Annotated in this window: 22 protein-coding genes and 1 pseudogene; 3 read left to right on the top strand and 20 right to left on the bottom strand. The window is 41.2% G+C overall.

The window, feature by feature from the left end:
* Positions 1-8: 8 nt before the first annotated feature.
* Positions 9-157 (bottom strand): annotated as a pseudogene (locus ABJV04_RS13635) (type I methionyl aminopeptidase); the annotation flags it as partial.
* A gap of 77 nt (positions 158-234) precedes the next feature.
* Positions 235-834, bottom strand: a complete 600-nt coding sequence (locus tag ABJV04_RS13630; protein WP_348492091.1) for a TetR/AcrR family transcriptional regulator — start codon at positions 832-834, stop codon at positions 235-237.
* Positions 835-1,053: 219 nt separating this feature from the next.
* Here ABJV04_RS13630 and ABJV04_RS13625 point away from each other — a divergent pair, with 219 nt between their 5' ends.
* On the top strand, positions 1,054-1,815 hold the full coding sequence (locus tag ABJV04_RS13625) for a haloacid dehalogenase type II (RefSeq protein ID WP_348492090.1): 762 nt from the start codon (positions 1,054-1,056) through the stop codon (positions 1,813-1,815).
* Between the two features lie 222 nt (positions 1,816-2,037).
* On the opposite strand, the gene ABJV04_RS13620 is transcribed toward ABJV04_RS13625, so the two are convergent.
* From ABJV04_RS13620 to pssA, 15 genes are all read right to left on the bottom strand, one after another.
* Positions 2,038-3,066: a proline iminopeptidase-family hydrolase gene (locus ABJV04_RS13620; RefSeq protein ID WP_348492089.1), complete on the bottom strand. Its 1,029-nt coding sequence runs from the start codon at positions 3,064-3,066 to the stop codon at positions 2,038-2,040.
* A 25-nt stretch (positions 3,067-3,091) separates the two neighbouring features.
* Positions 3,092-3,502 carry a DUF2802 domain-containing protein gene (locus tag ABJV04_RS13615; RefSeq protein ID WP_348492088.1) on the bottom strand — a complete coding sequence of 137 codons (411 nt, stop codon included), beginning with the start codon at positions 3,500-3,502 and terminating at the stop codon, positions 3,092-3,094.
* A 32-nt stretch (positions 3,503-3,534) separates the two neighbouring features.
* Positions 3,535-4,029 (bottom strand): chemotaxis protein CheW, encoded by a 495-nt coding sequence (locus ABJV04_RS13610; RefSeq protein ID WP_348492087.1) that lies wholly within the window; start codon positions 4,027-4,029, stop codon positions 3,535-3,537.
* A 25-nt stretch (positions 4,030-4,054) separates the two neighbouring features.
* The gene (locus tag ABJV04_RS13605; protein WP_348492086.1) at positions 4,055-4,765 is read right to left on the bottom strand and encodes a chemotaxis protein CheW; all 711 of its coding nucleotides are present in this window, start codon (positions 4,763-4,765) and stop codon (positions 4,055-4,057) included.
* Complete coding sequence (locus tag ABJV04_RS13600; RefSeq protein WP_348492084.1) at positions 4,762-5,544, bottom strand: ParA family protein; 783 nt, start codon at positions 5,542-5,544, stop codon at positions 4,762-4,764. The genes ABJV04_RS13605 and ABJV04_RS13600 overlap by 4 nt, the downstream gene beginning before the upstream one ends.
* A 34-nt stretch (positions 5,545-5,578) precedes the next feature.
* Entirely contained in the window at positions 5,579-6,730 is a 1,152-nt protein-coding gene (locus tag ABJV04_RS13595; RefSeq protein WP_348492083.1) for a chemotaxis response regulator protein-glutamate methylesterase, read from the bottom strand.
* Positions 6,731-6,762: 32 nt separating this feature from the next.
* Positions 6,763-9,057 (bottom strand): chemotaxis protein CheA, encoded by a 2,295-nt coding sequence (locus ABJV04_RS13590; RefSeq protein WP_348492082.1) that lies wholly within the window; start codon positions 9,055-9,057, stop codon positions 6,763-6,765.
* Positions 9,058-9,070: 13 nt separating this feature from the next.
* Positions 9,071-9,838 (bottom strand): protein phosphatase CheZ, encoded by a 768-nt coding sequence (locus ABJV04_RS13585; RefSeq protein WP_348492081.1) that lies wholly within the window; start codon positions 9,836-9,838, stop codon positions 9,071-9,073.
* Positions 9,839-9,871: 33 nt separating this feature from the next.
* Entirely contained in the window at positions 9,872-10,255 is a 384-nt protein-coding gene (cheY, locus tag ABJV04_RS13580; protein WP_303474294.1) for a chemotaxis response regulator CheY, read from the bottom strand.
* A gap of 38 nt (positions 10,256-10,293) precedes the next feature.
* The gene (locus ABJV04_RS13575) at positions 10,294-11,025 is read right to left on the bottom strand and encodes an RNA polymerase sigma factor FliA (protein WP_348492080.1); all 732 of its coding nucleotides are present in this window, start codon (positions 11,023-11,025) and stop codon (positions 10,294-10,296) included.
* Positions 11,022-11,888 (bottom strand): MinD/ParA family protein, encoded by an 867-nt coding sequence (locus ABJV04_RS13570; RefSeq protein ID WP_348492079.1) that lies wholly within the window; start codon positions 11,886-11,888, stop codon positions 11,022-11,024. The genes ABJV04_RS13575 and ABJV04_RS13570 overlap by 4 nt, the downstream gene beginning before the upstream one ends.
* Positions 11,885-13,255: a flagellar biosynthesis protein FlhF gene (flhF, locus tag ABJV04_RS13565; RefSeq protein ID WP_348492078.1), complete on the bottom strand. Its 1,371-nt coding sequence runs from the start codon at positions 13,253-13,255 to the stop codon at positions 11,885-11,887. The genes ABJV04_RS13570 and flhF overlap by 4 nt, the downstream gene beginning before the upstream one ends.
* Before the next feature lie 54 nt (positions 13,256-13,309).
* Positions 13,310-15,406 carry a flagellar biosynthesis protein FlhA gene (gene flhA, locus ABJV04_RS13560; RefSeq protein WP_348492077.1) on the bottom strand — a complete coding sequence of 699 codons (2,097 nt, stop codon included), beginning with the start codon at positions 15,404-15,406 and terminating at the stop codon, positions 13,310-13,312.
* Between the two features lie 267 nt (positions 15,407-15,673).
* On the bottom strand, positions 15,674-16,267 hold the full coding sequence (locus tag ABJV04_RS13555; RefSeq protein WP_348492076.1) for a PEP-CTERM sorting domain-containing protein: 594 nt from the start codon (positions 16,265-16,267) through the stop codon (positions 15,674-15,676).
* 235 nt (positions 16,268-16,502) lie between these two features.
* A complete protein-coding gene (pssA, locus tag ABJV04_RS13550) occupies positions 16,503-17,333 on the bottom strand; it encodes a CDP-diacylglycerol--serine O-phosphatidyltransferase (RefSeq protein WP_348492075.1) in 831 nt (276 codons plus the stop codon).
* 455 nt (positions 17,334-17,788) lie between these two features.
* Here pssA and xdp1 point away from each other — a divergent pair, with 455 nt between their 5' ends.
* Together xdp1 and prsT are read left to right on the top strand one after the other, a co-directional pair.
* Positions 17,789-18,589, top strand: a complete 801-nt coding sequence (xdp1, locus tag ABJV04_RS13545; RefSeq protein WP_348492074.1) for an exosortase-dependent surface protein XDP1 — start codon at positions 17,789-17,791, stop codon at positions 18,587-18,589.
* Between the two features lie 177 nt (positions 18,590-18,766).
* The gene (gene prsT / locus ABJV04_RS13540) at positions 18,767-21,553 is read left to right on the top strand and encodes an XrtA/PEP-CTERM system TPR-repeat protein PrsT (protein WP_348492073.1); all 2,787 of its coding nucleotides are present in this window, start codon (positions 18,767-18,769) and stop codon (positions 21,551-21,553) included.
* Between the two features lie 130 nt (positions 21,554-21,683).
* On the opposite strand, the gene clpB is transcribed toward prsT, so the two are convergent.
* From clpB to rluD, 3 genes are all read right to left on the bottom strand, one after another.
* Complete coding sequence (gene clpB, locus ABJV04_RS13535; RefSeq protein WP_348492072.1) at positions 21,684-24,254, bottom strand: ATP-dependent chaperone ClpB; 2,571 nt, start codon at positions 24,252-24,254, stop codon at positions 21,684-21,686.
* A gap of 184 nt (positions 24,255-24,438) precedes the next feature.
* Positions 24,439-25,194, bottom strand: a complete 756-nt coding sequence (gene pgeF, locus ABJV04_RS13530) for a peptidoglycan editing factor PgeF (protein WP_348492071.1) — start codon at positions 25,192-25,194, stop codon at positions 24,439-24,441.
* Positions 25,187-26,170: a 23S rRNA pseudouridine(1911/1915/1917) synthase RluD gene (gene rluD, locus ABJV04_RS13525; RefSeq protein WP_348492070.1), complete on the bottom strand. Its 984-nt coding sequence runs from the start codon at positions 26,168-26,170 to the stop codon at positions 25,187-25,189. The genes pgeF and rluD overlap by 8 nt, the downstream gene beginning before the upstream one ends.
* Between the last annotated feature and the right edge of the window lie 129 nt (positions 26,171-26,299).

Below are 26,299 nucleotides of genomic sequence, written 5' to 3'. Positions count from 1 at the left end.
TATTAAATTCACGTTTCTTCGTCACGTAAGGTCAATACTTTACCCCCCCCCCCGTTGCTGTGACTAAAACCGTGTGCTCCCATTGCGCGGATAACTTGCGGTCTTTGGTGATCACCGTCCAGCCATCTCTTTTTTGTTTGGTTTTAAAGCTACCTTTTATGAAAGTCTTACCTATAAATAAAACAGGTATGTGTATATGAGAGTTTGTGAAAGCTCTCCCCAGCAAGGGTTAATTTAGTGGAATGACTTATTGCTAATATAAGGGGCGAATATATTGTCAATAATTTCCTCGGTGGGCACTTGTGCGCCATACACTCTGATATAAGTGCGTAGTCCCGAAAAGTTTATTTGCACATGCCGAGCAAGTTTTTTGCTGTCCTGACTCTGAACTAATTCACCGGCTAATTGCGCTTCAATTATCAATGTTTCAAAGCTGCTTTCCATTGCTTTTAATGAGGCTTTAGCTTGCTCTAACAGTTCTGGATTCTCGTCGGTTAATTCCGCAATTGTTTTAGCTAATAAACAAATACAAGTGGGTGACGACATTTGCGTGTCAGTTACTCGGCTAAGCATAAAATCTTTTAATGCCGATAATGGTGATGTGGTTTTGGAGCGGCATTGTTGTAAATGTTCTGAGCCAAGCTGGGTATATCGGATAAGCGCTTGTTTGAATAGGCCTTCTTTACTTCCAAATGCAGCATAAATACTACCGGGCCGCATATCAATTTCATCCTGCAATATGCGCATAGAAGTACCATGAAACCCGCGACGCCAATAAAGTTGCAATGCTTTATCAATCACCTGATCACGATCGAACTTTGTATTGTTTGCCATCCATAACCTCCTTTGAACATCTGTTCAATTTTAACTTGAACGATTGTTCAAAGCCAGATATATTAACGCCATCGAACAATTCGTTTTGATTCGATACAGGTAAACTAAGTGTGTTTTAAAAATTTATCTAAGAACTCAAATTCGAATCTAGTTGTCTAGGTCCAAATTAATACACCCCATGCAACTAATTTTCCCACCTTATTAATGTAGCGAGTACCCATGAATTTTAATGTGTTATCCCAATACTTACGTTTTTTGTTATTAAGTGTTGTTTTAGTGACTATCAGTTTTACTAGCCAAGCTGCGAGTAAACCCAAAGTCATTGTATTTGATGTGAATGAAACCTTGCTTGACCTTGAGTCTATGCGCACATCCATTGCAGAGGCATTAGATGGCAAGGACGATCTCATCAGCTTATGGTTTTCAACGATGCTACATCACTCACTTGTGACGACTGTGACTGGCGATTACCACGACTTTGGCAAAATTGGCGTTGCCGCACTTATGATGGTGGCAGAAAGTAACAATATAGAGATTACCCAAGAGCAAGCTTTAACGGCAATTAAAACCCCTTTATTATCGCTGCCGCCCCATCCCGATGTTAAGGAAGGTTTAGCGGCTTTAAAAGCTCAGGGTTATATGATTGTGAGTTTGACCAATTCATCAAATAAAGGGGTAGAGACACAATTCAAAAACGCCGGTTTAACCGAGTTTTTTGATAAACGTTTGTCCATTGAAGATATTAAAATCTACAAACCTGACCTGAGATCCTACGCTTGGGCACTGGAAAAACTTGGAGTGAAACCTGAGGAAACATTGATGGTTGCTGCTCATGGTTGGGACGTTGCAGGGGCAAAAGCAGCTGGCATGCAAACCGCGTTTATTGCACGTAAGGGAAAAGCCCTCTACCCGCTCGCTGAAAAGCCAGATTATATTGTTGAAGATTTGCAGCAACTAGTAACAATTTTGGAATCGAAATAAAAACATCCATAATCAAAATGAGCAATTTAAATTATTCGAAAATGGGTGTTAATAGGCACTGATAACATTCGCTCATATCAGATATTACAGGTTGAATGAATAGACCTCTTTCCTTCAACTAAGCTGATATGAGCGAATAACAACACCGGCCTTTGTTTCACCTAACCTAGTAATGCCAGTGTTAAACCTTTCCGTAAAATCCACATATTTTAAAAAGACGTTTTATCTATTTATTTCAAAACCAGAATCTTTTCGAGTAAGCCAGTCTTTCAATATGGCTTGGGTAATTATCGGCCGATCGGAATAGAAGCCATGTGCTCCTCCTGGCACCACAGCCAGCTCAGCCCCCGACGTTAGTTTGATATAGTCTTGCACAGTATCAATGCGCGCCGAGTCATATTGGCCAATCATAAAAAGAGTGCGGCTGCCATCAATCTCAGTCAATAAATGGGTAGCATCGTAGTGTTTAAGCACACCTGTAGAAGAAAATTCACTTGGTCCCCACATTTGATTATAAATAAGCGGATTAAACCCTTTTCCACCGACGTTTTCGTAGTATGCTAAAGCCGCTTCAGTGGGTGGTTTAGGCTGGTAATAAGATGAATACAAAACGGTGTAGGCATTATCACAAATATCTTCGTTCGGAGGCGAGTTAGATTCACAGTGTTTAAGGGTTTCTCTTATTGTTTTCGGTGCGGCTTTAACAAGCAAGTTGGCATCCATGATCCAGTGTGGTGTAGAGATAAATGTTCCCCCCAAAACCGTGGATACAGTATGCTGAGGATATTTAGCCGTATATTCGAGGGCCAGCGCAGAGCCCCAACTATGTCCAACCACGTTCCAGCGCTCAATTTTAAGTGCTAGGCGTATTTTATCCAATGATTCTACAAAGCGTTCAACTCGCCAATTTTCTGGGTTATTAGGCTGATCAGATTTACCACTGTCGAGCTGATCATACATTATCACCATACGCTCACTCGCCAGTCCTAGCATTTCAGCAAAGCCGTTATGTGTGCCACCAGGCCCTCCATGTACAAAAATAACCGGGATAGCATCACTGTGAGAAAGGCCATTTAGCCGGACATACACTTTACCGCCTTCGACTTCGACCATTAATTCCTGTTCAGGTGGACCAAAAGGCTCTGTGATATCGGTGCTGCTTTCAGTTTCAGTACCTGTTGCTACCAATGGCACTAGGGAAAATTGAACAGCCATCAAAAAAGCCAGTACGTGTAAAACAGTGGTTTTCATAAGTGTATATCTCATTAGGGAAATTTTACTGAGGCTTTTTCACCGCTAGTAGCAACTCAGCTTCTGCTCGAGGAAGTTCGCACTCGCGCATGAGTTCTTCTACGCTGGCACCCGCATCAGCCATTTTAGCCGCTTGTGAGTATAATTTTGTGTCAGGATCTAGAAATTCAATTTCTTCTAATTTATCTTGCATCAAGCCTATTTTAACTACCAGATCCTTTACTTTCGCAGCCACTCCCATGGCTCCCGAACGCACTTCATGTAGTTCTTCTTGAGAATAGGAAAGTTGCTGCTGTAATTGTTGAATTTGTAGCTGCAACTCGTCAATGCGCTGACCGTTTTTTTTATTGCGGAGGGAAAAAACGTAGCTAACCACAGCAGTGACAATAATGAAGAAACACACCATTACGATAGCTGTTAACTGCCAAGTAAGCATTCAACGATTTCCTTTAGCCAAAATAAAACGACTTACAAGCCACTAATTTCATCCCACTCTTCATCACTGAGCAATTTATTCAAATCTACCAAAATCAGCAATTCACCATCACGATTACTCACCCCTTGAATAAACTTGGCACTTTCTTCGGTGCCAACATTAGGTGCGCTATCAATCTCAGAGGAACGTAAGTAGACAACTTCGGCAACACTATCAACCAATATACCTACAACCTGTTCTTCAGACTCAATAATAACTATGCGTGTACTATCTGTAATCTCGTGAGGGGGAAGCCCAAAACGCGTTCGGGTATCAATGACAGTGACAACGTTACCACGTAAATTAATAATACCGAGCACATAATCTGGCGCACCAGGAACAGGAGCGATTTCTGTATGCCTAAGCACTTCTTGTACTTGCATCACATTAATGCCATAGGTTTCATCACCTAATCGATAGGTTACCCACTGCAGTACTTCATCGTTACTATCAGCAGCAGCGTTTTTAGCATTTCTTTCATCACTCATTTGACTCGCTCCCTACAAGCTGGGTCTAGTTATCATTGCTATTTTGGCCCTTGTCTAACAATTTAATCAATTGTTTCACATTAACCAGTGCACACATTTTATCTTTTACCATTCCAGCCAACCACGGACGCTTGTTGTTGGCCTTACGCCATTTAACATCATTTGGCGCTAGCGTTGAGGTGGTAATTAAACTTTCACAAGCTAATCCCCAGCCACTTGAATCTAACATTATCAAATACTGGTAATTCAATGATTCTGCCAGTTCATCGGTATATTTTTCTGGCATCACCCATAAAGCTGTATCAACAACTTTTAATTTTTCGTCTCTATGAAGCATAACACCTTTGAACCATTTAGGTTTAGCAAACAAAGGGCCCACTTTTTTAATTTTATGAATCCCTCCCAACTCCGTAAGAGGCAATGCCAATGTTAAGCCTGCCACTTCAAAAAATAACGCTTGAAAATCAGAGGTGGGTACGGATAACGCTTCGTCAGTAGAGACACTTTCTGTTGTATCTTTTGTAGTTTCGACCGCGTCAGAGGTTTCTTTAACTTCCGGCGCTTTAGGTTCAACAACAGGAGTAATAATTTCTTCTTGCTTGTGCACAACATCGGCTGTTGCCAGTAGCTTAGCAACACTATCTAACTGCACCGTATCTTCAACGACCTCGTCAGTCAGTAATGACGTCAGATAATCTTCAACAATATCTTCTTTTGCAAAAGTACCTTTACTCATTTGACATAATCGATTTTATTTTTAAGTTGTGACAGTAAATTTTTATACGCAAAAACCCCTCGGGTTTTAGGACTAAATAACGAAGGAGGAGACTGAGCCTGACTGGCATCCCGGAAGCGCGTATCTACGGGAATAATGCCTGACCACACTCTACCCTTATAATTATTGCACAAATCTTTATATGCATCAGAAGCCGCATTCACACGTTTATCATACATAGTAGGTACAATAATATAATCAAAATCCCGTTTTTGCGACCTCGACATTATTTTTAATGTCTGCATCATTCGCTGCAAACCTTTGAGTGCAAGAAACTCTGTTTGTACCGGTACTATTAATTTGTCACACGCGGCAACGGCATTTACCATCAATACACCTAAAACAGGCGGACAGTCGATTAGCACATAATCAAATTCATCTTCAATTTTTGCAAATGCCTTTTTTAAGATCAGCCCCATGCCTGGGCGCGTACCCATTGTTCGATCTAAAGTAGCTAAGGCCATCGAAGCAGGTAGAATGAATAAAGAATCAAGTTTAGTTGAACACAAACTGTCCAGCACTACATCTTTGTCTAAGTCATCTCCAGCCATAAAAACGTCGTGAACACTATGGGATAACTCTTCTGCGTCAACCCCAAAGTAATAACTCAAAGATGCTTGGGGATCAGTATCAACCAATAACACCCGCTGACCTTGTTGAGCTAAAATGCCTCCTAAGGTTACAGTTGTTGTGGTTTTTCCGACACCACCTTTTTGATTAGCAACCGCCCAAACTATCACCAGATAACTCTTTCTAAACGACGGACTAAAATCATCATTTTATCCGCATTTCCAACATTATACTCTTGGCGATATCAAATAATGGCAAGTTGCGCTCAGAAATATTCGCTTTAGTAATAGCTTGAGGCATACCATAAACGACACTTGTCTGCTCATCTTGGGCCCAAATTTTAGCACCTTTTTGTTTTAAAGCTGCACAGCCTTCTTTTCCGTCTGCGCCCATCCCCGTTAAAATTATGCCTAACACTTTATCGGCGTACACCTTACTCAAAGATTGAAACGTTAAATCCACACTTGGCTTGTACAAATGATGGTCACGACTAACATCCTCAACTATTTCAACTCTAGCACTGCGGCTTGTTCCCTCGATAAGCATTTGTTTACCACCAGGTGCTAAATATGCACAGCCACTAACAAGCTGTTCACCCTGTGTGGCCTCTTTCACAGTTATTTTGCATATCTGGTTCAATCGGTTGGCAAAGGCTTTTGTAAAGCTACCTGGCATATGTTGCACAAGAACAATGGGATGGGGAAAGTGCTCTGGTAATTCGGTCAGAATATTTTGCAACGCAATGGGCCCTCCCGTGGAAGTGCCGATAGCTAATAATTGATACTCTTTTCCGGAAGAGCGACGAACGCTGGTAAATGTCGGTTCTAATTTTGTTTGCGCTGTAGCTGGCGCGACTGCAAGGCTAGAACTTGTCATAAAGACTTGGGTTTTTGCGGTTTTGCCAGGAGAATTAAGTGCAGTATTCGATCTTGCTCCTAGACGACGAGCAACCAGTCCTCGTTTAGAGGCTAAAGTTCGTACCCTAGATTGCAGTAGCTCACTAGACTCTTTACTATTTCTAGCAATGTCTTCAAATTTTTTAGGTAAGAAATCCAACGCACCAGCATCAAGGGCGTCTAAAGTAGCTTGAGCCCCCTCTGAGGTTAAGGACGAAAACATTAAAATTGGCAGTGGGTGAGACTTCATGATTCGCTTAACCGCAGTGATACCATCCATCACGGGCATTTCCACGTCCATTGTCACAACGTCCGGTTTTAACTCAGCGACCATTTTAATTGCTTCTTCACCATTGCGAGCTATACCTATCACGTCTAGCAAGCGGTCTTGGTTTAGAATATCTTTTACGCGTCGGCAAAAAAAACTGGAATCATCAACAACTAATACCCTATATGCCATTACGAAAAAGCGTCCTATTATTCATTTAGTTGTTATTTCTTTTTAGCGTATCGCTTTAATAAGCTAGGAATATCAAGAATTAAGGCAATACCGCCATCACTAGTAATGGTTGCGCCAGCCATGCCCGGAGTACCTTGTAGCAACGCGTCAAGGGGTTTGATAACCACTTCTTCTTGACCTATCAAGCTATCTACAACGAAGCCAACTTGTTGAGTACCAATTTGTACAACCACCACATGCCCTTGATTTTTATCATCACCACTAGTTTGTTTCGTTAACCAGTCGCGCAGATAAAAAAGAGGAATCGCTTTTGAACGCACAATCATTGTCAATTGACTATCAACCGTATTGGTTTTAGTTAAGTCCATATTGATAATTTCATTGACCGCGCCAAGGGGTAAAGCAAAGGTTTGTTTACCCACAATAATCATCAACGTAGGTAAAATCGCTAAGGTCAACGGCACTTTAATTTCCAAGCGTGTGCCTTTGCCTAACTCGGAACTAATATTAACCGTTCCATTAAGTTGATTGATCTTAGTTTTGACCACATCCATCCCTACACCGCGTCCAGAGATATCAGATATTTCTGTTTTGGTGGAGAACCCTGGAGCGAATATCAAATTGAATGCTTCTTCATCCGTCATTCGAGCCGCTGCATCAGCATCTAAGACACCTCGGCTGATAGCGATATCTTTTAACTTATCAGGATCCATGCCCTTACCATCATCTTCAATGGTAAGTAGTATGTGATCACCTTCCTGAGAAGCTGCAAGTTTTACAGTTCCCAATGAGGGTTTACCGACAGCTAAGCGTTCTTCTGGCATTTCAATGCCGTGATCGACAGAGTTTCGCACCAAATGGACGAGTGGATCCGCCAAAGCTTCAACTAAATTTTTATCTAAATCTGTTTCTTCACCTTCAAGATTCAAAGAGATTTCTTTTTTAAGACTTCGCGCTAAATCTCTTACCACACGAGGAAAACGACCAAATACTTTTTTGATTGGTTGCATGCGGGTTTTCATTACCGCACCTTGCAAATCTCCAGTGACAACATCAAGGTTAGCAATGGCTTTAGTCATGCTTTCATCATTGATGTTAACACCTAAACTTAATAGCCTATTTCTAACCAGTACCAATTCACCTACCATATTCATAATCTGGTCTAGACGCTTAGTATCTACCCTGACAGTTGTCTCACCTTGAGCACCGGCAACTGGTTTTTTGTCTTTTTCGTCTTTTTTAACAGCAGACTTAGCTACGGTTGGTTTAGGTGTAACAGGTTTTTCAGCCTTAGATACTGGCGCTTGGGGCTTGGGTGTTGATATTGGTTTTGCAGGTTGTTTTGCTGCAGCAGTGGGAGCTGGCGGTTCAGCCTTAGGTGTTGGACTCACTGCGGGCCCCTTACCTTCCCCATGCAATTGATCAAGCAATGCTTCAAATTCATCATCTGAAATATCATCGGAATCGGCACTATCATCTGATGCAGAAGGTGTTGGTGCTACCGGCGAAGAAGCTGCTTTAGAGGTCACTGATGACTTCGAAGGCTCGGGAGTCTCTGCTTTATCAGTTGAAAAACTGCCTTGACCATGAAGTTGATCAAGTAAAGCTTCAAATTCATCGTCAGTAATATCTTCATCACTGGCACCACTCATAAGATCCATTGGAGTGGAGCCTTCAGCGGGTGAGGAGCCTTCAGCGGGAGAGGAGCCTTCAGCGGATGAGGAGCCTTCAGCGGGAGAGGAGCCTTCAGCAGTACCCTCCCCTAGATCTGATTTGTCCGCAGAAAAGCTTTTAGCGCCATGCAACTCATCCAACAAGGCTTCAAACTCATCTTCTGTAATGTCTTCCATGTCATCATATGATTCGTCCTTTTGCACCTCAACCACTTCTTCAGGCATTTCAGGGACGTCAGGAAGTGCCGTAGGTGTATCTTCTGATTCAGGTTTACTTAAACGGTGCAGGGTTTCTATAAGTTCAGGGGCTGCGGCTTCCAATGGTTCGCGTTTTTTTACATCTTCGAACATTTGCACAACCACATCTGTGGCTTGTAAAATGACATCCATTAACTCAGGCGTTAAGGTGCGTTGTCCATTACGCATGGTATCAAAAACGTTTTCCGCACCATGACAAATATCTACCAGTTCAGTGAGAGATAAGAATCCGGCACCACCTTTAACAGTATGATACCCGCGAAAAATCGCATTTAATAAATCAGAGTCTTCAGGGTTATTTTCAAGATCAACAAGTTGCTCTTGCAATTGCTCTAATAGTTCACCTGCCTCAACTAAAAAGTCTTGTAGAATTTCTTCGTCAACTTCAAAAGACATGAATACGTTCCCCTTAAAAACCTAGGCTAGACAATAGGTCATCTACATCGTCTTGACTGGTCACCACATCATTTCGCGATTCTGCATCAATAATTGGCCCTTCAGCTTTCACAACATCTGTCTCAGCTTTCGATTTATGAGAACTTTCATCTGCTTTTGCAATTAATGAACTGGTTTCAGAAGCGCCAAACACAGTCAGCATATGAACTAAACTGTCTTCCACTTCTTTTACCAAATCAATCACCCTACGAATGACCTGCCCTGTAATGTCTTGATAGCCCTGTGCCATCAGTATATCGGTCAGCAATCCAGTTAATTTATCTGTATCTTTTGAAGACTGCTCTAATAAGTCATCTAGATCGGTACACAAGGATTTAAATTCTCCCAGTTGTAACTCTCTGGTCATCAACTTTTTCCATTCAGGCAGTAAATTAGTGATGCCTGTATGGAGTTTCTCAGCAATAGGCATGCTCGCTTCCACGGCATCCATAGTGTTATTTGCTGCTTTTTCAGTAGTTTCTAAAACATAATTGAGGCGACTTTGCGCATCAGGAATATCTTCATTAGCTAAATTAGAAATGCGCTCATCAAGTTGAAAGCTGTTAAGAGAATCATGGAGTTGACGGGTTAATTTACCCACCTCAGCAAATAACTCAACAGAATTGGTCAAAGAGGTTTCTTCCAGTAATTCACTGGCAGCCTGATTATCTCCATTTTCCAATAACTCAACTAACTTTCTAGCATCATCAAGAGACATTGGAGCTTTATTAGAGCCGGTCATACAGACACTCCTAACTTCATTAAAGATTAATTATCAGCCAAGTCTCTCAAAAATTTTGTCTAGCTTTTCTTTCAGCGTTGCCGCAGTAAAAGGCTTAACAACGTAACCGTTAACACCAGCTTGTGCTGCCGCTACAATTTGCTCTTTTTTCGCTTCAGCAGTTACCATCAGTACTGGTAAATGTTTTAAACTATCATCTGCGCGTATTGCTTTGAGTAAATCGATGCCTTGCATTCCGGGCATATTCCAATCAGTTACCACAAAATCAAAATCGCCTTGTTGCAACATAGGTAATGCAGTACTGCCGTCATCGGCTTCTTGAACACTGGTATAACCCAGGTCTTTAAGTAAATTCTTGATGATACGTCTCATCGTTGAAAAGTCATCAACAACGAGGATTTTCATATTTTTATCCAAAACTGTCTCCAATGAGGATTAAATCAAATGGTATTTTATTATTCTTCGTTAGCTCGCCAAGATTGCATTTTGCTTTTCAGCTTTAACATGGCTTGGCTGTGAATTTGGCTGACTCTAGACTCACTAACTTCGAGCACTTCGCCAATTTCTCTGAGATTCAACTCCTCATCATAATACAATGACAGTACGATTGCTTCTCGTTCGGGTAAAGTAGTAATAGCATGTGCTAATGCTTTTTGAAATGAGCCTTGTAACAAATCCTGAAATGGCGTATCGCTACCTTTATTTTGTTCAGTAGCAATTACGTCTTCGGTAATTCCTAAATCTTCGATACCGATGATTTTACCGGCGTTAACCTCATTCAACATTTGATGATATTCGGCGAGGCTAACATTCAACTTTTCAGCAATATCTACGTCTCTGGCATCTCGGCCGGTTTCACGCTCAACTTCATTGATAGCCTGGGTAATTGCCCGACCATTTTTATGTACAGACCTAGGTGTCCAGTCGCCTTTACGAATTTCGTCAAGCATGGCTCCGCGAATACGGATACCAGCAAAGGTTTCGAAACTGGCACCTTTAGAACCATCGAAATTTTTTGCAGCTTCAAGTAAACCAATCATGCCAGATTGAATTAAGTCATCCACCAATACACTAGCTGGTAACCTGGCTAATAAATGATGTGCAATACGCTTAACCAAGGAAGCATGTCTTTCTACAAGTTGAGCCAAATCGGCTTGTTGTTGATAAGCTGCTGCCTTTTTAATCACCGTTGTTCACCTACCGCTTTTTCGGCAACAAGTTGTTCCAGGAAGAACTCTAAATGTCCACCGGGTTGATTAGGAATGGGCCAATGCATCGCTCTATCTGCAAGCCCTTTAATGGCGATAGATGCCGGAGAACCAGGGAATGCATCAACGATAGCTTTTTGCTTTCGCACTGAGCGACGAATATTTTCATCGTAAGGCACAGTGGCAACGAGCTCTAAAGCAACATCAAGAAAGCGATTGGTGACTTTAGATAACTTAGCAAAGAGTTCTTGTCCTTCGCGCATGTTGCGCACCATATTGGCGACAATTTTAAAGCGAAATACACCATGTTCTCTATTCAGTAACTTAATCAGTGCATATGCATCAGTTAGTGATGTGGGTTCATCACACACCACCATCATAATATCTTGAGATGCCCGAGAAAAGCTCAACACCATGTCGGAAATACCCGCAGCGGTGTCTACAATCAGCACATCTATATCGGTACGTAATTCACTAAAAGCACGAATTAATCCAGCATGTTCGGTTGGACTAAGCTCGGTCATTGATTGGGTACCTGAGGTTGCTGGCGCAATAAGTATGCCATGTGGGCCCACAACTAAGACTTCATCCAATGTACACTCACCAGATAAAACATGGGAAAGGTTTTTTTCTACTCGCAAGCCTAACATTACGTCTACGTTTGCCAACCCTAAGTCAGCATCTAGCACCATAACGCGCTTGCCCATTTTAGCCATTGAAATAGCCGTATTTAAGGTGATGTTAGTTTTACCAACTCCACCTTTACCGCCGGTTACCGCAATAACTTTAATTAATCGAGATTGATTCATTCGTCTTAAGCTTCTCGCTTGGTCGTCGATCATATTGCTAATGCCGATTTTTTCTGTTCTGACTTAGCAGTATGGATCAAACCATATTTTTTATAAAGCTTAGCCGCCGCAGAGATTAAAAACTTCGCATCTGCTACTTTAATATCTTCAGGGACACGTTGCCCATCCGTTAAATAACTTACAGCTAGCTTGTGTTCAATTGCTACACTCAACGCTTCTCCGAGACTATAACTCTCATCGAGCTTGGTTAAAATACATCCCTGCAAATCAATTGCGCTAAATGCGCTAAGAGTATGTTCCAACACTTTATATTGAGCATTGGCTTGAATTACAACATACTTCTTGATGTTAGCACATGAATGTTGATTTAAGGTATCTAACTGCTTGATTAATCGAGAATCTCTTTGTCCAAAACCAGCAGTATCGATTAGTACCAAACGTTTGTTGCGTAGTTGAAAGAGTATATCTGACAATTCTTCTGCATTTTGTGCTTTTTTTACGCTACAGCCAATAATTTTTCCATAAGTGGCCAATTGTTCAAAAGCGGCAATCCGATATGAGTCAATTGTTACCATAGCAATTTGATCTGCACCATACTTTTGAGCAGCTCTAGCAGCCAACTTAGCAATAGTAGTGGTTTTTCCGGTACCCGTAGGACCAACTAAAGCAACCACTCCTTTATCTGCCAGAATAGCATTACCTGTGGTTTGAATTCGATTAGACAATAGTTTAAGTAAAAATAACCAAGCTTGCCGTTCATCGGCGTTCTCTGGTGTATATGAGACTATGTCGTCAGCAATTTGACTACTAATCCCCATATCCATCAATCTTGAGGTTAAATAGCCATGCATTGGGTGCGCACTTTGACGCTCTTGTTTAAGTAAACCTGAGACTTGAAATTGGAGTACATTGCGCAACGAGTTTAATTCGCTTTTTAGTTCATTTATCGCAGAATCAGATACGCTTTCAGGGGCTGAGTGTTGTTGCCTATTTACATTATTCGTCACTTGATGATTATCAGCATACTGCGATTCAGAGGCATTTGCAGAAGCTTGTTTTTCAAGTAACTCTCGTAAGCTGTCTGGTCCAGAGTCACCAATAATTTCGCTCAAACTCGGTACCTTTTGCGTTGCTGCACGGGCACTTTGCGGCTGAGCATCTTTTGCATTGCCTGCTCCAGCATGCATTGACATAGATGCCGTTTTGTTTTCACTAGCAAATTTACTTCTTTGATTAGGTTCGCTAATAGCTTCCGGCTTGGCTTGGTCGTAGGCCGCTACAATTTCAATGCCTTCGGAAGTTTTCTTGTTGGACATAATGACCGCATCACCACCAAGTTCTTTTTTTACTTGGTTAAGCGCATCGCGCATATCTTTTCCAATAAATCGTCTAATTTTCACATTGTTCCCCAAAGAAGCATTTGGTCTGGTTTAAATAAATTAGTTTGTGCCATTTTATTGACCCACTGCACTTACAATTCGAATTTGTTTGTCGCTTGGTATTTCTTGATAGGAAAGTACGTGCAATCCCATCACTGAGTGTTTGAAGAACTTTGATAACACCGGTCTCAGCATGCCTGAAGTAAGCAAAACAGCTGGTTCACCTTCTAGTTCTCTTTGCTGTGAAGCTTCAGTTAAGGACGTTTGCAATTTTTCGGCCAACCCGGGTTCTATTCCGGCACCATCTTCTCCACCGGCTTGTAATGATTGATGCAGCATCTGCTCTAGATCAGGTGCCAAGGTAATAACAGGCAATTCTTGTTCGTTATTATTGATTTCCTGCACTATTAAACGTTTCAAGGATATTCTGACGGCAGACACCAACACATCTGGATCTTGAGTTTTAGGACCATATTCGCAAAGGGTTTGTACGATACTGCGCATATCACGAATGGGCACACCTTCATAAAGTAAGGTTTGCAGTACTTTCACTACGGTACTCAAAGGTAAAACTTCTGGTACTAAACCTTCAACTAATTTAGGACTGTTTTTAGCCAGCATATCGAGCAATTGTTGTACTTCTTCATGGCCTAACAGCTGGTATGCATTGTTGGTGAGTAATTGGCTAAGGTGTGTAGCAACCACAGTAGCAGCATCCACAACGGTGTAACCTAATGTTTGAGCGTGCTCTCGCTGTTGAGGGCGGATCCACACGGCTTCTAAACCAAAGGCAGGATCTCGAGTTGCTTTACCTTCTAACTTCCCAAAGACTTGACCGGGATTAATAGCTAATTCATCGTCATGGCTAATTTCAGCATCTCCCACCGTAACTCCAAGCATGGAAATGGTGTAGCTATTTGGGTTTAGGTCAAGGTTGTCACGAATATGTACTGGAGGAATTAAGAAGCCCAACTCTTGAGACAACTTTTTACGCACTCCTTTAATTCGAGTTAGTAGTTCACCACCTTGGGTTTTGTCTACCAGTGGAATAAGACGATAGCCCACTTCTAAGCCAATAGTGTCAACATGTTGCACATCGTCCCAACCAAGCTCTTTAATTTCTTGAGGTTGGCTTGGCTCCTGCGTATTTTCTAAGGCTTGAGGCTCAGTAGCTTGTTTCTTCGCGTTCCAAAAATTGTAATACGCTACAGCGCCAACAAAGGCACTAAAACCAAGAAATGCTAAATGCGGCATACCTGGTACTATGCCCATTACGAACAATATTGCTGAGGTCACGTAAAGGGCTTTTTGATTACCTAATTGACGTCTCATTTCCTGACCCATTTCTTGAGAGTCATTCTCGCGCGTCACAATAATTGCCGTTGCTACTGAGAGTAATAACGAAGGAATTTGTGCTACTAGGCCATCACCTATAGTTAGAATTGTATATATTTCAATGGCTTCACTAAATGCTAAGTCATGTTGAATAATACCAATAAACAGCCCACCAACGATATTGATAAGCATAATGAACAAACCCGCTACGGCATCACCTTTAACAAACTTTGATGCACCATCCATTGAGCCATAAAAATCGGCTTCACTGGTAATTTCTAAACGTCTTTTTCTGGCTTCGTCTTGATCAATATAACCCGCGTTTAAATCGGCATCTATTGCCATTTGTTTGCCAGGCATTGCATCCAAAGTAAAACGCGCACTAACTTCAGAAATACGCCCGGCACCAGCGGTTACCACTTTGAAGTTGATGATCAGTAAGATAGCAAATACCACTATACCCACAGCATAATTGCCACCGATCACTACTTCACCAAAAGCTTGAATAACCTTACCGGCGGAATCACCACCTTCATGACCTTCTAACAACACAATTCGAGTGGAAGCCACATTTAGGGCTAAACGCAATACCGTCGCCACTAACAAAACTAGAGGGAAAATACCAAAATCGACGGGTTTATTGGTAAACACCGCCACCAAAATCACCATAAGTGATAATGCGATATTGAAACTAAAGAGTATATCCAGCAGAAATGCAGGCATGGGCAGAATAACCATACCCATAATGGCTAGCACTACGATAGGGGCGCCAATCCCATTCATAAAGCTTTTAACCTGATTTTTATCTACTCGATTGAGGTAACCTGCAAGTTCCATAAACAATTTTTTGACGGTTGTGAATATGATCTTGGGTTTTGCAACAAACGCGCCAAAAAATATCGTCTGTTAATTGACGTTTTGCCAAGATAAATAAAAACGGGGTAATTGAAGTTAGTTGGGTGAAGTAAGATGACTAAAATAAACCAAAAACAGCCGTGTTCTAGGTAAATGAGACTTTAGATTGGCTGAATATCAAAATAAAACGAAAGAACAGACATAAAAAAACCCGGCAGAAGCCAGGTTTTTTTAAAACATCAGTGTGACTTATTTAGCTGCAACTTTTCTGCGAACCAATAAACCAAGACCTGCTAGCATAAGAACCAATACTGAAGGCTCTGGAACGTAAGTTACAGCGCCTAAAGATGTTTCTGCTAGTGCCAATGGGAATACAAAGTCAATATTACCACTACCGTCGTAGAAATACTGGTCAAGAACTAATGCTCCACCAAATGCACCAAGCTCTAAAGTTAAAACGTAGTCAGGTGTATCACCGAATAAACCAAATGTTTCAATGAAGACGTCTAAACCAGCTAATGTATCAAATGGATTGATAGCTGCTACGACTGGCAAACCAAATTTTGCAGCATCACCATCAGCCAAGGTCAAATTCAAACTACCTATCGATAAATCTAGTTCAACGGTACTTAAAAACCCTGAAGGGTCAGCGTCTTCAGTATTAAAAGTAACAGAACCAATTAGTCCTGAATCTGATCCAACACCATATGGGTTTGGATCTGCATAAAGAAAGTCTGCATAGATATCTTGTTGAATAATTGCACCAGCGTTAGCTGAAAGAGACATTCCTAATGTAGTGGCGATAAGACCTGTTGCGAGCAAAACTTTTTTCAAATACTTCATACTAGTGAACCTTAATTATTGTTTTAAACGATTTCGTTCATTATTTATTGTTATTGTTTTATTGTTTTTCGGTCACAATCTAAGCAGTGCGACCTCTGCCACTAAGTAAAGCAATTACTGAACCACTTTATTTTTATTATATTAATCAGTAATTTATTATTACCTAGTAGAATTAGTCACTGAAGATCGTTAAAATTTTTGACACTTAACTGCTTTATCACTGTTCACTTTCTGATTATTTTTTGGACACATCGTCTTGTTTTGAGGATTTTTCCTGGGTCGATTCAGACTCATTATCCCCTGTTAAGGGAAAATCACAATCAGACTCTTCATGGTCGCCTACCACGTCCTCTAGTCGCACTTTATCAACACTTCGGAACGTATTGATTGGTCCCGCTAACGCATATAAAGCGAAGACTAAAAACAAAACTAAAGAAGGTGCGGTTGCAACGATAATAAACACCAGCATTACAATGAGTAAACCAACAAAGGGTACTTTACCGTGCCAATCCACCTCTTTAAATGAATTGTATTTAAAGTTACTCACCATTAATAAACCTGCTAGGCCAGTTAACACAGCGACCACAATCCCGAAGTCTTTACCGTCAACATCGTATTCCACACCAACCCAGACCATACCGGCTACCAATGCAGCTGCGGCAGGACTCGCTAAACCTTGGAAGAAACGTTTGTCAGCCACCCCTAACTGGGTATTAAACCGTGCCAATCTAAGTGCAGCCCCAGCTACGTATATAAATGCAGCCAACCACCCTATCTTGCCTAAATCAGTTAATCCCCAATTATAAGCAACAAGAGCCGGTGCCATTCCGAAAGACACCATGTCGGCCATAGAATCGTATTCAGCACCAAATTCGCTTTGGGTATTTGTCATTCGCGCAACTCGACCATCAAGGCCATCAAATATCATTGCCACAAAAATCGCGACCGCAGCGGCTTCAAATCGACCGTTCATTGACGCGACTACAGCATAAAAACCAGAAAACAGACCAGCCGTTGTCAGCAAGTTCGGTAACAAATAAATACCTTTACGTTTAGAATCCGACATTATTCCCCCTTCAAAATGAGCGCACAAGATAGCATAATCCTGAATTAGCTCAAAATCATACACACCCTAGCACGGACTAATTTTAACGCTTCTTTGAACAAATACACTTTTTCTTTTTGAAAAATGTTGCCTATTTGAGCGTTTCTTTTTAGTAAACGCTTATATCTCAAAATACTTATGCTACGAAAGTCATACATAACTCCCCTTAACCTCACGGTATACTTGTTTCAAGAAAGATTAGAACGATAAGGTTTTACCATGTCGCCATCTGGAAACAGGTAAAATTTTTACTGTCCATTATTTTTACAGGGAGACAAATTAACCTGGAAAAATATTACCGAAAAAGCACTTAAACTATTGTTTACACTACACTTACAATAGTTGGTTTGTTTTTTGCTTAGCCTTACTCAGTGAAGGTCTCAGCCTTTAGTTTGGAAGATGTAGGAATATTAGTTATGGTTAATAAAGTTTTAGCAGGTTTTTTCGCACTGGCGGTAGCAGGATACGCTTCAGCCGGCACTACAACCTATGAAACCCAATCTTGGAACTTAGGTTCTGGTGGTAGTTGGGATTCTAATTCACTTAGCTTTACTTCTGGTACAGTTGGTATGACAGTAACGGCTTGGTCATCAAGCGGTAACTACAGCTGTGACTCTGGTCCAGAATGTGATTCTAGCAATGTGTCTTATGACAAAGACCCGTACATTGAGAGCGCAGTATTAACGCGTTACTCATCAGGTTTAGGGGCAGTGAATGATGATGAAGATTACTCCTCTCCACATCACGCTTTAGACAACAAAGGCAGCGCAAATAGTTGGATTGATTATGACATGGTGCTGTTTGAGTTTGATACAGCGGTTGAATTAACCAGTGTTCAAGCTGGATGGTATAGTAGTGATTCAGATATCAGTATTGTTGGTTATACAGGTACCGGCTCTTTAGATGATACACCGTTTTCAACAGACACTAAGTGGAGTGACTTGTTTGATGATGGTTGGACATACCAGACTGACAAATTCAATATTGGTACTAACGTTGCCAATATCTCACCAGGATTTGAATCTAAATACTGGTTAGTTGGTGTGTATAATTCTGTGTTTTCTGGTAATGCTGGAGACAGTAAATATGACGCAGTTAAACTAAAAGGTATTACAACAACTAAGAGCGAAGCTCAGACCCAAGTTCCTGAGCCAGCAACATATGCGTTATTGCTTATTGGTGCTGCAGCGATATTTAGACGTAAATTATCTGCTTAATTCGATGTTTTAGTTAAAAGAGACGGTTCGCCGTCTTTTTTTATGCCTAATTATTAAAAGATCCCCCTTGCCTAGGTGCATAATTTTATCCACTAACGGTGTAAAGTGCGAAAGCTTTACGGTATCTTGTCAAACAACATAGCAATCCATACGTACATAATGATAGAGAGATATTACGTGGTGAAACTGGCCAGAAAAATAACCGTAGCAGCCTTCCTATTAATCAGTAGTCAGGTTATCGCACAGAGTAGTAGTGAATTTTACGAAAAGGCACTTGCATCATTTGAAGAAAAAGATTTTGATACTGCTTATATTCATCTAAAAAATAGCTTAAAAGAAGACGAAGATAGCCTCCCCGCTAAAATATTAATGGGTAAGGTATTATTAATTAGTGGCTATATGTACGAGTCCGAAGAAATACTAGAAGAAGCACTTGCTATGGGTGCAGACCCAAGTTTAGTTGTCGATACCCTTGGAAAAGTTTGGCTCTACACTAAACAAAATGAAAAAATCATAGACAGTCAATTTAATAACTTAAGTGCCAAGAGCTTTAATGATTGGCAAGTTATAAAAGCCACCGCTCAACTTAATCTTAAAAATATTGATGCAGCACGTGAAGGCTACGAATTAGTCTTAAAGAATGACCCTGCTAATATTCGTGTACTCAATGCTCTTTCTTCTCTTGAAATGCGAGATGCACAGTTTGACAAATCTTTATCCTACATAGAAATGTCCATTGCTTTAGAGCCTAACAATGCGCAAACGTTGCGGATCAAAGGTGATTTATTCCTGTATCAAAAGGAAATGGATGAGGCGATTAAATATTATCAGCAAAGTTATGCTATTGAACCAGAAGACCCAATCATTAAGCGCTCATTAGTCAGTGCTTATTTACAAAACCAAGATATTGATTCAGCCAAACAGCTGTTAGACGAAATATTAGAGCAAACCCCAGGTGATCCTACAGGCATGTTATTGAAAGCTTGGTTATTAGCTAAAAATCAACTGAATGACGATGCTGCTAGTGAGCTAGAAAAATTAAGCTCTCAATTAGCAGGTTTAAGTGAAGAAAGCTTGCAGGATGACCCATCACTATTTTATGTGAGTGCATTATCCGCCTATGCTCTACAAAACTACATTCAAGCAAAATCATTTTTCATTCAATACCTCAATTTTGTTCCCAATAATATAGAAGCTATTGCCCTATTAGCGAAAACCCATTTAAAGCTAAATGAGCCAAAACTCGCATTAGAGGTTATGCAGCGCCATGAACGTAAACTTATCGAAAAGCTCGAAAATGCATTGCTACTTGCCGAGCTATACTTAGCTAACGATAAGGCCTTTAAAGCTGTAGAGATATCGGGAAAATTAAAACAACAATACCCTGAAGATCCGAATGTTGAATTATTAGAAATTAAAACCTTACAGACCCGAGGTAAAGTTGAAGAGGCATTAGCAAAATTAGACGACTCTAAACATGCCAATACTAACCTTCGTTTTGTTATTTTGCGTAGCGAATTACTTATGAGTTTAGGGCGATTGGCTGAAGCAGATGAAATTGCCGATCAACTTCTACAAGCAGTGCCAGAAAATATAGACTTTTTGAATTTAAAAGCAGGTGTACAGATTCGCTTAGGTAACCTCAAGGCAGCTGAAACCTTCTTAGATAAAGCACTAACCATCAATCCTGAACACTTTTCAGCTCAATTCAATAAGGCGAACCTATTAAGCTCTCGAGGCGAACATAAAGACGCGCTACAAATTGTCGAAAAACTTAACACCATTCAACCAGACAATGTTCGTATTCTAACCTTATTGGCGCGTTGTCAATTCAATGCCAGCATGGTCGAAGAAGCAGAAAAAAACTTACAAAGAGTCCTGCAAAAAGATATTAATAATTTAACCGCACTTGAATTATTGGCGACGATTTATACTCAACAAGGTGAACTCGAAAGAGCAATAAGACAGTTAAATATAGCGATTAAAGCGGAACCCGATGCGGCTGTTTATCAAATGCGTCGAGTAGAGTTATATATTGCTTTAAAACAAGCAGACCGAGCAGCTAGAGAAATCAAAAAAATTAAATCGTTAGTACAAGGTAACGCCACTGGATTACTCGAATTAAGTAAACTGCAATACAAAGCCGGACTAGTTGACGACGCTAAAACGAGTATTGCTGAAGCTTATGATATTTATCCAGACAGCTTGTTCTTAGGGATTGAATATATTCGTTTACACTTAGCCAGCAACGATCTGAACAGCGCTGGAGAAATGGTTGCCACATGGTTGAAAAAAGCCCCTCAAGAACCTAGGCTGTTGATATTATCTGGAGACGTAAACGTCGCCAAGAATAATCTAGACGACGCATTTGAAAACTACCTAAGCGCATTGGAAATCAACAACCTAAATAGAAACGCTATATTCAAGTTATATCAATTGGCGTCCAGAAATATCCAAAGCAAAAAATTTGAAGACTTTACACAAGCGCTATTAGAGCAGAACCCTGAAGAGCATTTTCAACGTAGTTTGTTTGCAGATTTTCTGCTAAACCAAAGCCGCTTTGAAGAAGCGTCTACTCATTATGAGAAGTTAATCAAGGTTGACAGTATTCCTAATAAAGCATTTATGCTCAATAATTTAGCGAATATCACCATTGATAAAGACTTGCCTAAGGCAAATCAATATATTGAGCAAGCGCTGGCGCTAGAAGCAGAGAACGCTGCGCTTTTTGATACTCAAGGTTGGATTAAAACCTTGCAGGGTAAATACGAAGAAGCACTTACCATCTTGCGCAAAGCCTATGCGATGGATTCCAATTCCCCTTCCAACCAATATCATCTTGCCGTTACTTTGCAAAAGCTCGGCAGAACTGGGGAAGCTAAAGCGTCTTTGGAAAGAGCCTTAAACTCAGAGCAGGACTTCCTAGAAAAGAAGCAGGCCCAAGACCTTCTAAAACAGCTTTAACACAACCATTTTGCTGCAGTACAGACTATGTAGCAAATATCTAAAATTAAAAAACGCCGACTATCAATCAATAGGCGGCGTTTTTGTTAGTTGCTTTGCACTGTCCTTAACAGGAATGCTAACGAATTAATTAACTAATTTTTAATGCATCCCCATCCATATCAATTCGAATAGTACTATCAGCTTGAATATCTCCTGCTAACAAGCGTTGTGCTAAGGGATTTTCAATTTCAATTTGAATGGCTCGTTTAAGGGGTCTTGCTCCATACACGGGATCAAAACCAGCTTCAGCAATTTTTTCTAAGGCAGCTGCAGACAAGTCTAATTCAAAGCCTTTTTCCAGCAAGCGTTCACGTAAGGACGATAACTGTATTTTCGCAATCGCTTTGATTTGCTCCAAACCAAGTGGGTGGAATACCACAACATCATCGATACGGTTGATAAACTCAGGTCTAAATTGCTGCTCAACAGTTTGCATCACCATACTTTTCATTTCATCATACTGGCTCTCTTGATGTTTATCTTGTATCACGTCAGAACCAATATTAGAGGTCATGATGATAACCGTATTTTTAAAGTCCACGGTTCTGCCTTGTCCATCAGTTAGACGACCATCATCAAGCACTTGTAGTAAAATATTAAACACATCAGGGTGCGCTTTTTCCACCTCATCCAGCAAAATTACCGAGTAAGGTTTTCTTCTCACCGCTTCGGTCAAATACCCGCCTTCTTCGTAGCCCACATATCCTGGAGGTGCTCCAACTAAACGAGAAACAGAGTGTTTTTCCATAAACTCTGACATGTCTATACGAACCATTGCCTGCTCTGTATCAAACAAGAAATTGGCTAAAGATTTACATAACTCGGTTTTACCCACACCGGTAGGACCTAGGAACAAGAATGAACCTATGGGTCTACTTGGATCAGATAGTCCCGCTCTGGAACGTCGAATAGCGTTACTGACCGCATTTACCGCTTCAGTTTGGCCGATCACGCGGCTTTGCAGCGCTTCTTCCATGCGTAGTAATTTATCTTTTTCCCCTTCAAGCATTTTGCTTACCGGGATCCCCGTCCAACGAGACAATACATCAGCTATTTCGTTTTCGGTCACTTTGTTTTTTAGTAGCTGGGTTTCCGTTTGTTCAGCTTCCGCTGCTTGTTCTAGTTTTAACTCTAGCTCAGGAATACGGCCGTATTGTAATTCTGACATGCGATTAAGATCAGACGCTCGGCGGGCAATTTCCATATCCAGTTTAGCTTGCTCAAGTTCCGATTTGATGTGTTGGGTGCCCTGCATAGCACTTTTTTCAGTATTCCAGATAGTTTCAAATTCAGAAAATTTGTTTTCTAACTGTTCACGTTCCAACTCAATCAGCTCTAGACGTTTATGACTGGCATCATCTTTTTCTTTCGATAACGCCTGTTCTTCCAGCTTCAACTGTATGATTCTGCGCTCTAAGCGATCCATATCTTCGGGTTTTGAATCCATCTGCATACGAATACTTGACGCGGCTTCATCAATTAAATCAATGGCCTTATCTGGTAATTGTCGGTCTGGAATATAACGATGAGACAAGGATGCCGCAGCAACAATCGCTGGATCAGTAATATCCACTGAATGGTGCAGTTCATAACGCTCTTTCAGTCCACGCAGTATGGCTATGGTGTCTTCGACACTAGGTTGGTCAACAATGACTTTTTGGAAACGACGCTCTAAGGCAGCATCTTTTTCAATATATTGACGATATTCATCTAATGTAGTCGCCCCCACACAGTGTAACTCGCCTCGGGCTAATGCTGGTTTAAGCATATTACCGGCATCCATAGCGCCTTCGCCTTTACCGGCTCCCACCATAGTGTGCAATTCATCAATAAACAGGATGACCCTGCCCTCTTCTTTAGAAAGTTCGTTCAATACCGCTTTTAAACGTTCTTCGAACTCCCCTCTAAATTTCGCACCAGCGATAAGTGCGCCCATATCCAGTGACAAGACCCGCTTATCTTTTAATCCCTCAGGTACTTCAGAATTAATAATCCGCTGGGCTAAACCTTCGACGATGGCAGTTTTACCCACACCGGGTTCACCAATTAATACGGGGTTATTTTTGGTACGACGTTGTAACACTTGAATAGTACGACGAATTTCCTCATCTCGACCAATTACAGGATCAAGTTTGCCTTGTTCGGCGCGTTCGGTGAGGTCCGTTGTGTACTTTTCAAGAGCCTGACGGACATCTTCAGCATTAGGGTCTGTGACTTTCTGACCACCGCGCATTGTCTCAATACCTTTTTCGATTTGCTCTTGAGTAATGCCCAACTGACGGAAAATCTCGCCTAATTTGCCTTTATCTTGTAACGCTGCCAATACAAATACTTCAGAACTGATGTATTCATCTTTGCGTTTCTGCGCAATCTTATCGCTCAGGTTAAGCAAAACAATAGTGTCTTTACTGAGTTGCACATCACCGCCGATACCTTCAACTCTAGGCAATCTCTCAATTGCTTCAGCCAAGGACGAGCGTAATCCATTCACATTCGCTCCAACACTATCAAATAGCGGCCGAATAGAGCCTCCCTGTTGATTAAGCAGAGCTGTCATTAAATGTACGGGATCAATATATTGATGATCTCTGCCCAATGCTATCGATTGTGCGTCAGAGATTGCCATCTGAAATTTACTGGTAAATCTATCTAATCGCATAAAATTTCCTCAAAAATGATTTACTCAATTAATGGGTACTTTTTATATCCAATTCAAGGTAAGCAATGAATATTGATTGATCTAGATCAGTAAATTGGCGAAAAATGCGGAGTCATTTACCCTTGAATATTTAAAACTGATAATTAGCCAGTTTTAAGCAATATGAGTTTCATAATTGTGGCTTTTATTGCAAATAAATCCCACACACAAACCGACCAGTTTGAGATTGACCATGATGCTGAGCGTAACGATGAGAATAAAAGTCGCCGTGATGAACATAGGTACAGATACCGCTTTCAACAAAGCTTGTTATGCCGATAGCGCGGCATTTATCGCGGGCAATCTTGGCTAAACTGCACAAGTACTTTCCCTGTTCCACATCGCGTACAAATGCTTCGGGATACTCTGCAAAAACTTGCCTGAGATCTTCAGATACTTGGAAATGCCGTTGTGAAATATGCGGACCAACCCAAACCGTGAGTGTTTCTGGTTCACAATTCATGGCAGCAATAGTATTTTCAATCACACCGTTAACCAAACCGCGCCAACCAGCATGAATTGCGGCAACACAAGTACCCGCCTTATTAGCAACTAAAATGGGCATACAATCCGCGGTCATCACCGCACAGACACTTTTAAGTTCAGTTGTAAAACTAGCATCTGCTTTGGCTATTTCTAACGGAACAAAATAATCTTTTGTTATACGTACGCAACGAATGCCATGGACCTGGGTTAACCAAGCAATTGAATCACTCAGGGGCAGCGCATCACGATTGAATTGCACATCAGCGGCATTATCGCCAACATGCATTGCCAAATTATTACTGTCGTAGGGAGGCTGACTCATGCCCATTTTTCGCGTGGTATAAAACGCCTTAACCCCTTTAGGCAAGTTCCAATGAGGGGTGCGAATAGGGCTTGATAAAACAGCCTCAGTCATCAGCTATTCCATGTTCTTTGGTATCTTCTTTTAGTACCGATAGTAGCGCTACCATATCGTCAGGTAGCGGCGCTTGCCAACTCATCCACTCGCCTGTTGTGGGGTGAGAGAGTTCTAGTTGAATAGCATGCAATGCCTGGCGTTTAAAGCCCCTTAACATGTTAATCATATCTTCAGAACACGCCTTAGGTAAACGAGGTCTACCGCCATATAACACGTCTCCCACTAAGGGGTAACGTAAATGAGACATATGCACACGAATTTGGTGAGTACGACCGGTTTCTAGCTTTAAACGCAGGTGAGTATGGGCTCGAAACTTTTGTTTTATACGATAGTGAGTAACCGCTGGTTTTCCAGTCTCGCGCACCGCCATACTGGTTCGTTTAGTTGGGTGGCGACCAATGGGTGCATCTACGATTCCACCAGCGACCATAGTGCCGTAGACCACAGCTTCGTATTCTCGACTAATTTCTCGAGCTTGAAGCTGTTCAACAAGGTGAGTTTGGGCTGGTACAGTTTTGGCAACTACCATCAACCCCGTGGTATCTTTATCAAGACGATGGACTATGCCAGCTCTAGGTACACTAGCAACCTCGGGAGCATGATTTAAAAGAGCATTTAATATAGTGCCGTCTGCATTTCCAGCGCCAGGATGAACAACCAAATCTGTGGGTTTGTTAATCACCAAAATATGCTCATCTTCGTAAACTATGTTCAACTCAATATCTTGTGCTTTGTGATTTTCCTGTACTTGCAACAATGCATCGATGGAAATTTGTTCACCACCAAAGACTTTTTCCCTTGGTTTGTCACAAACAGAGTCATTTAAACGGACATTTCCGGCTAAAATCCATTCTTTTAAGCGAGATCGTGAATAATCAGGGAACAATTCGGCTAAAGCTTGATCTAACCTTTTGCCAATTAACGTTTCTGGTACATCTGCAGAGAGTTTTATCGCTTGTGGATCGCTGGGCATGTAAAATTGTGTCCTATAAGAGCTGTAAAATATAATGTCCCGCAACTGGCGATTTGATTTACATTATGCGGGGACAAATGCAAACACCAGATATCACCGTAAAGTGATTTATAACAAAACGTGCATCCC

Origin of the sequence: Aliiglaciecola sp., from assembly GCF_039982535.1 — a bacterium.
In the GTDB taxonomy this organism is placed as follows: Bacteria; Pseudomonadota; Gammaproteobacteria; order Enterobacterales; family Alteromonadaceae; genus Aliiglaciecola.
The sequence above is the reverse complement of the archived record's forward strand: the minus strand, read 5'-3'. Positions and strand labels throughout refer to the sequence as shown.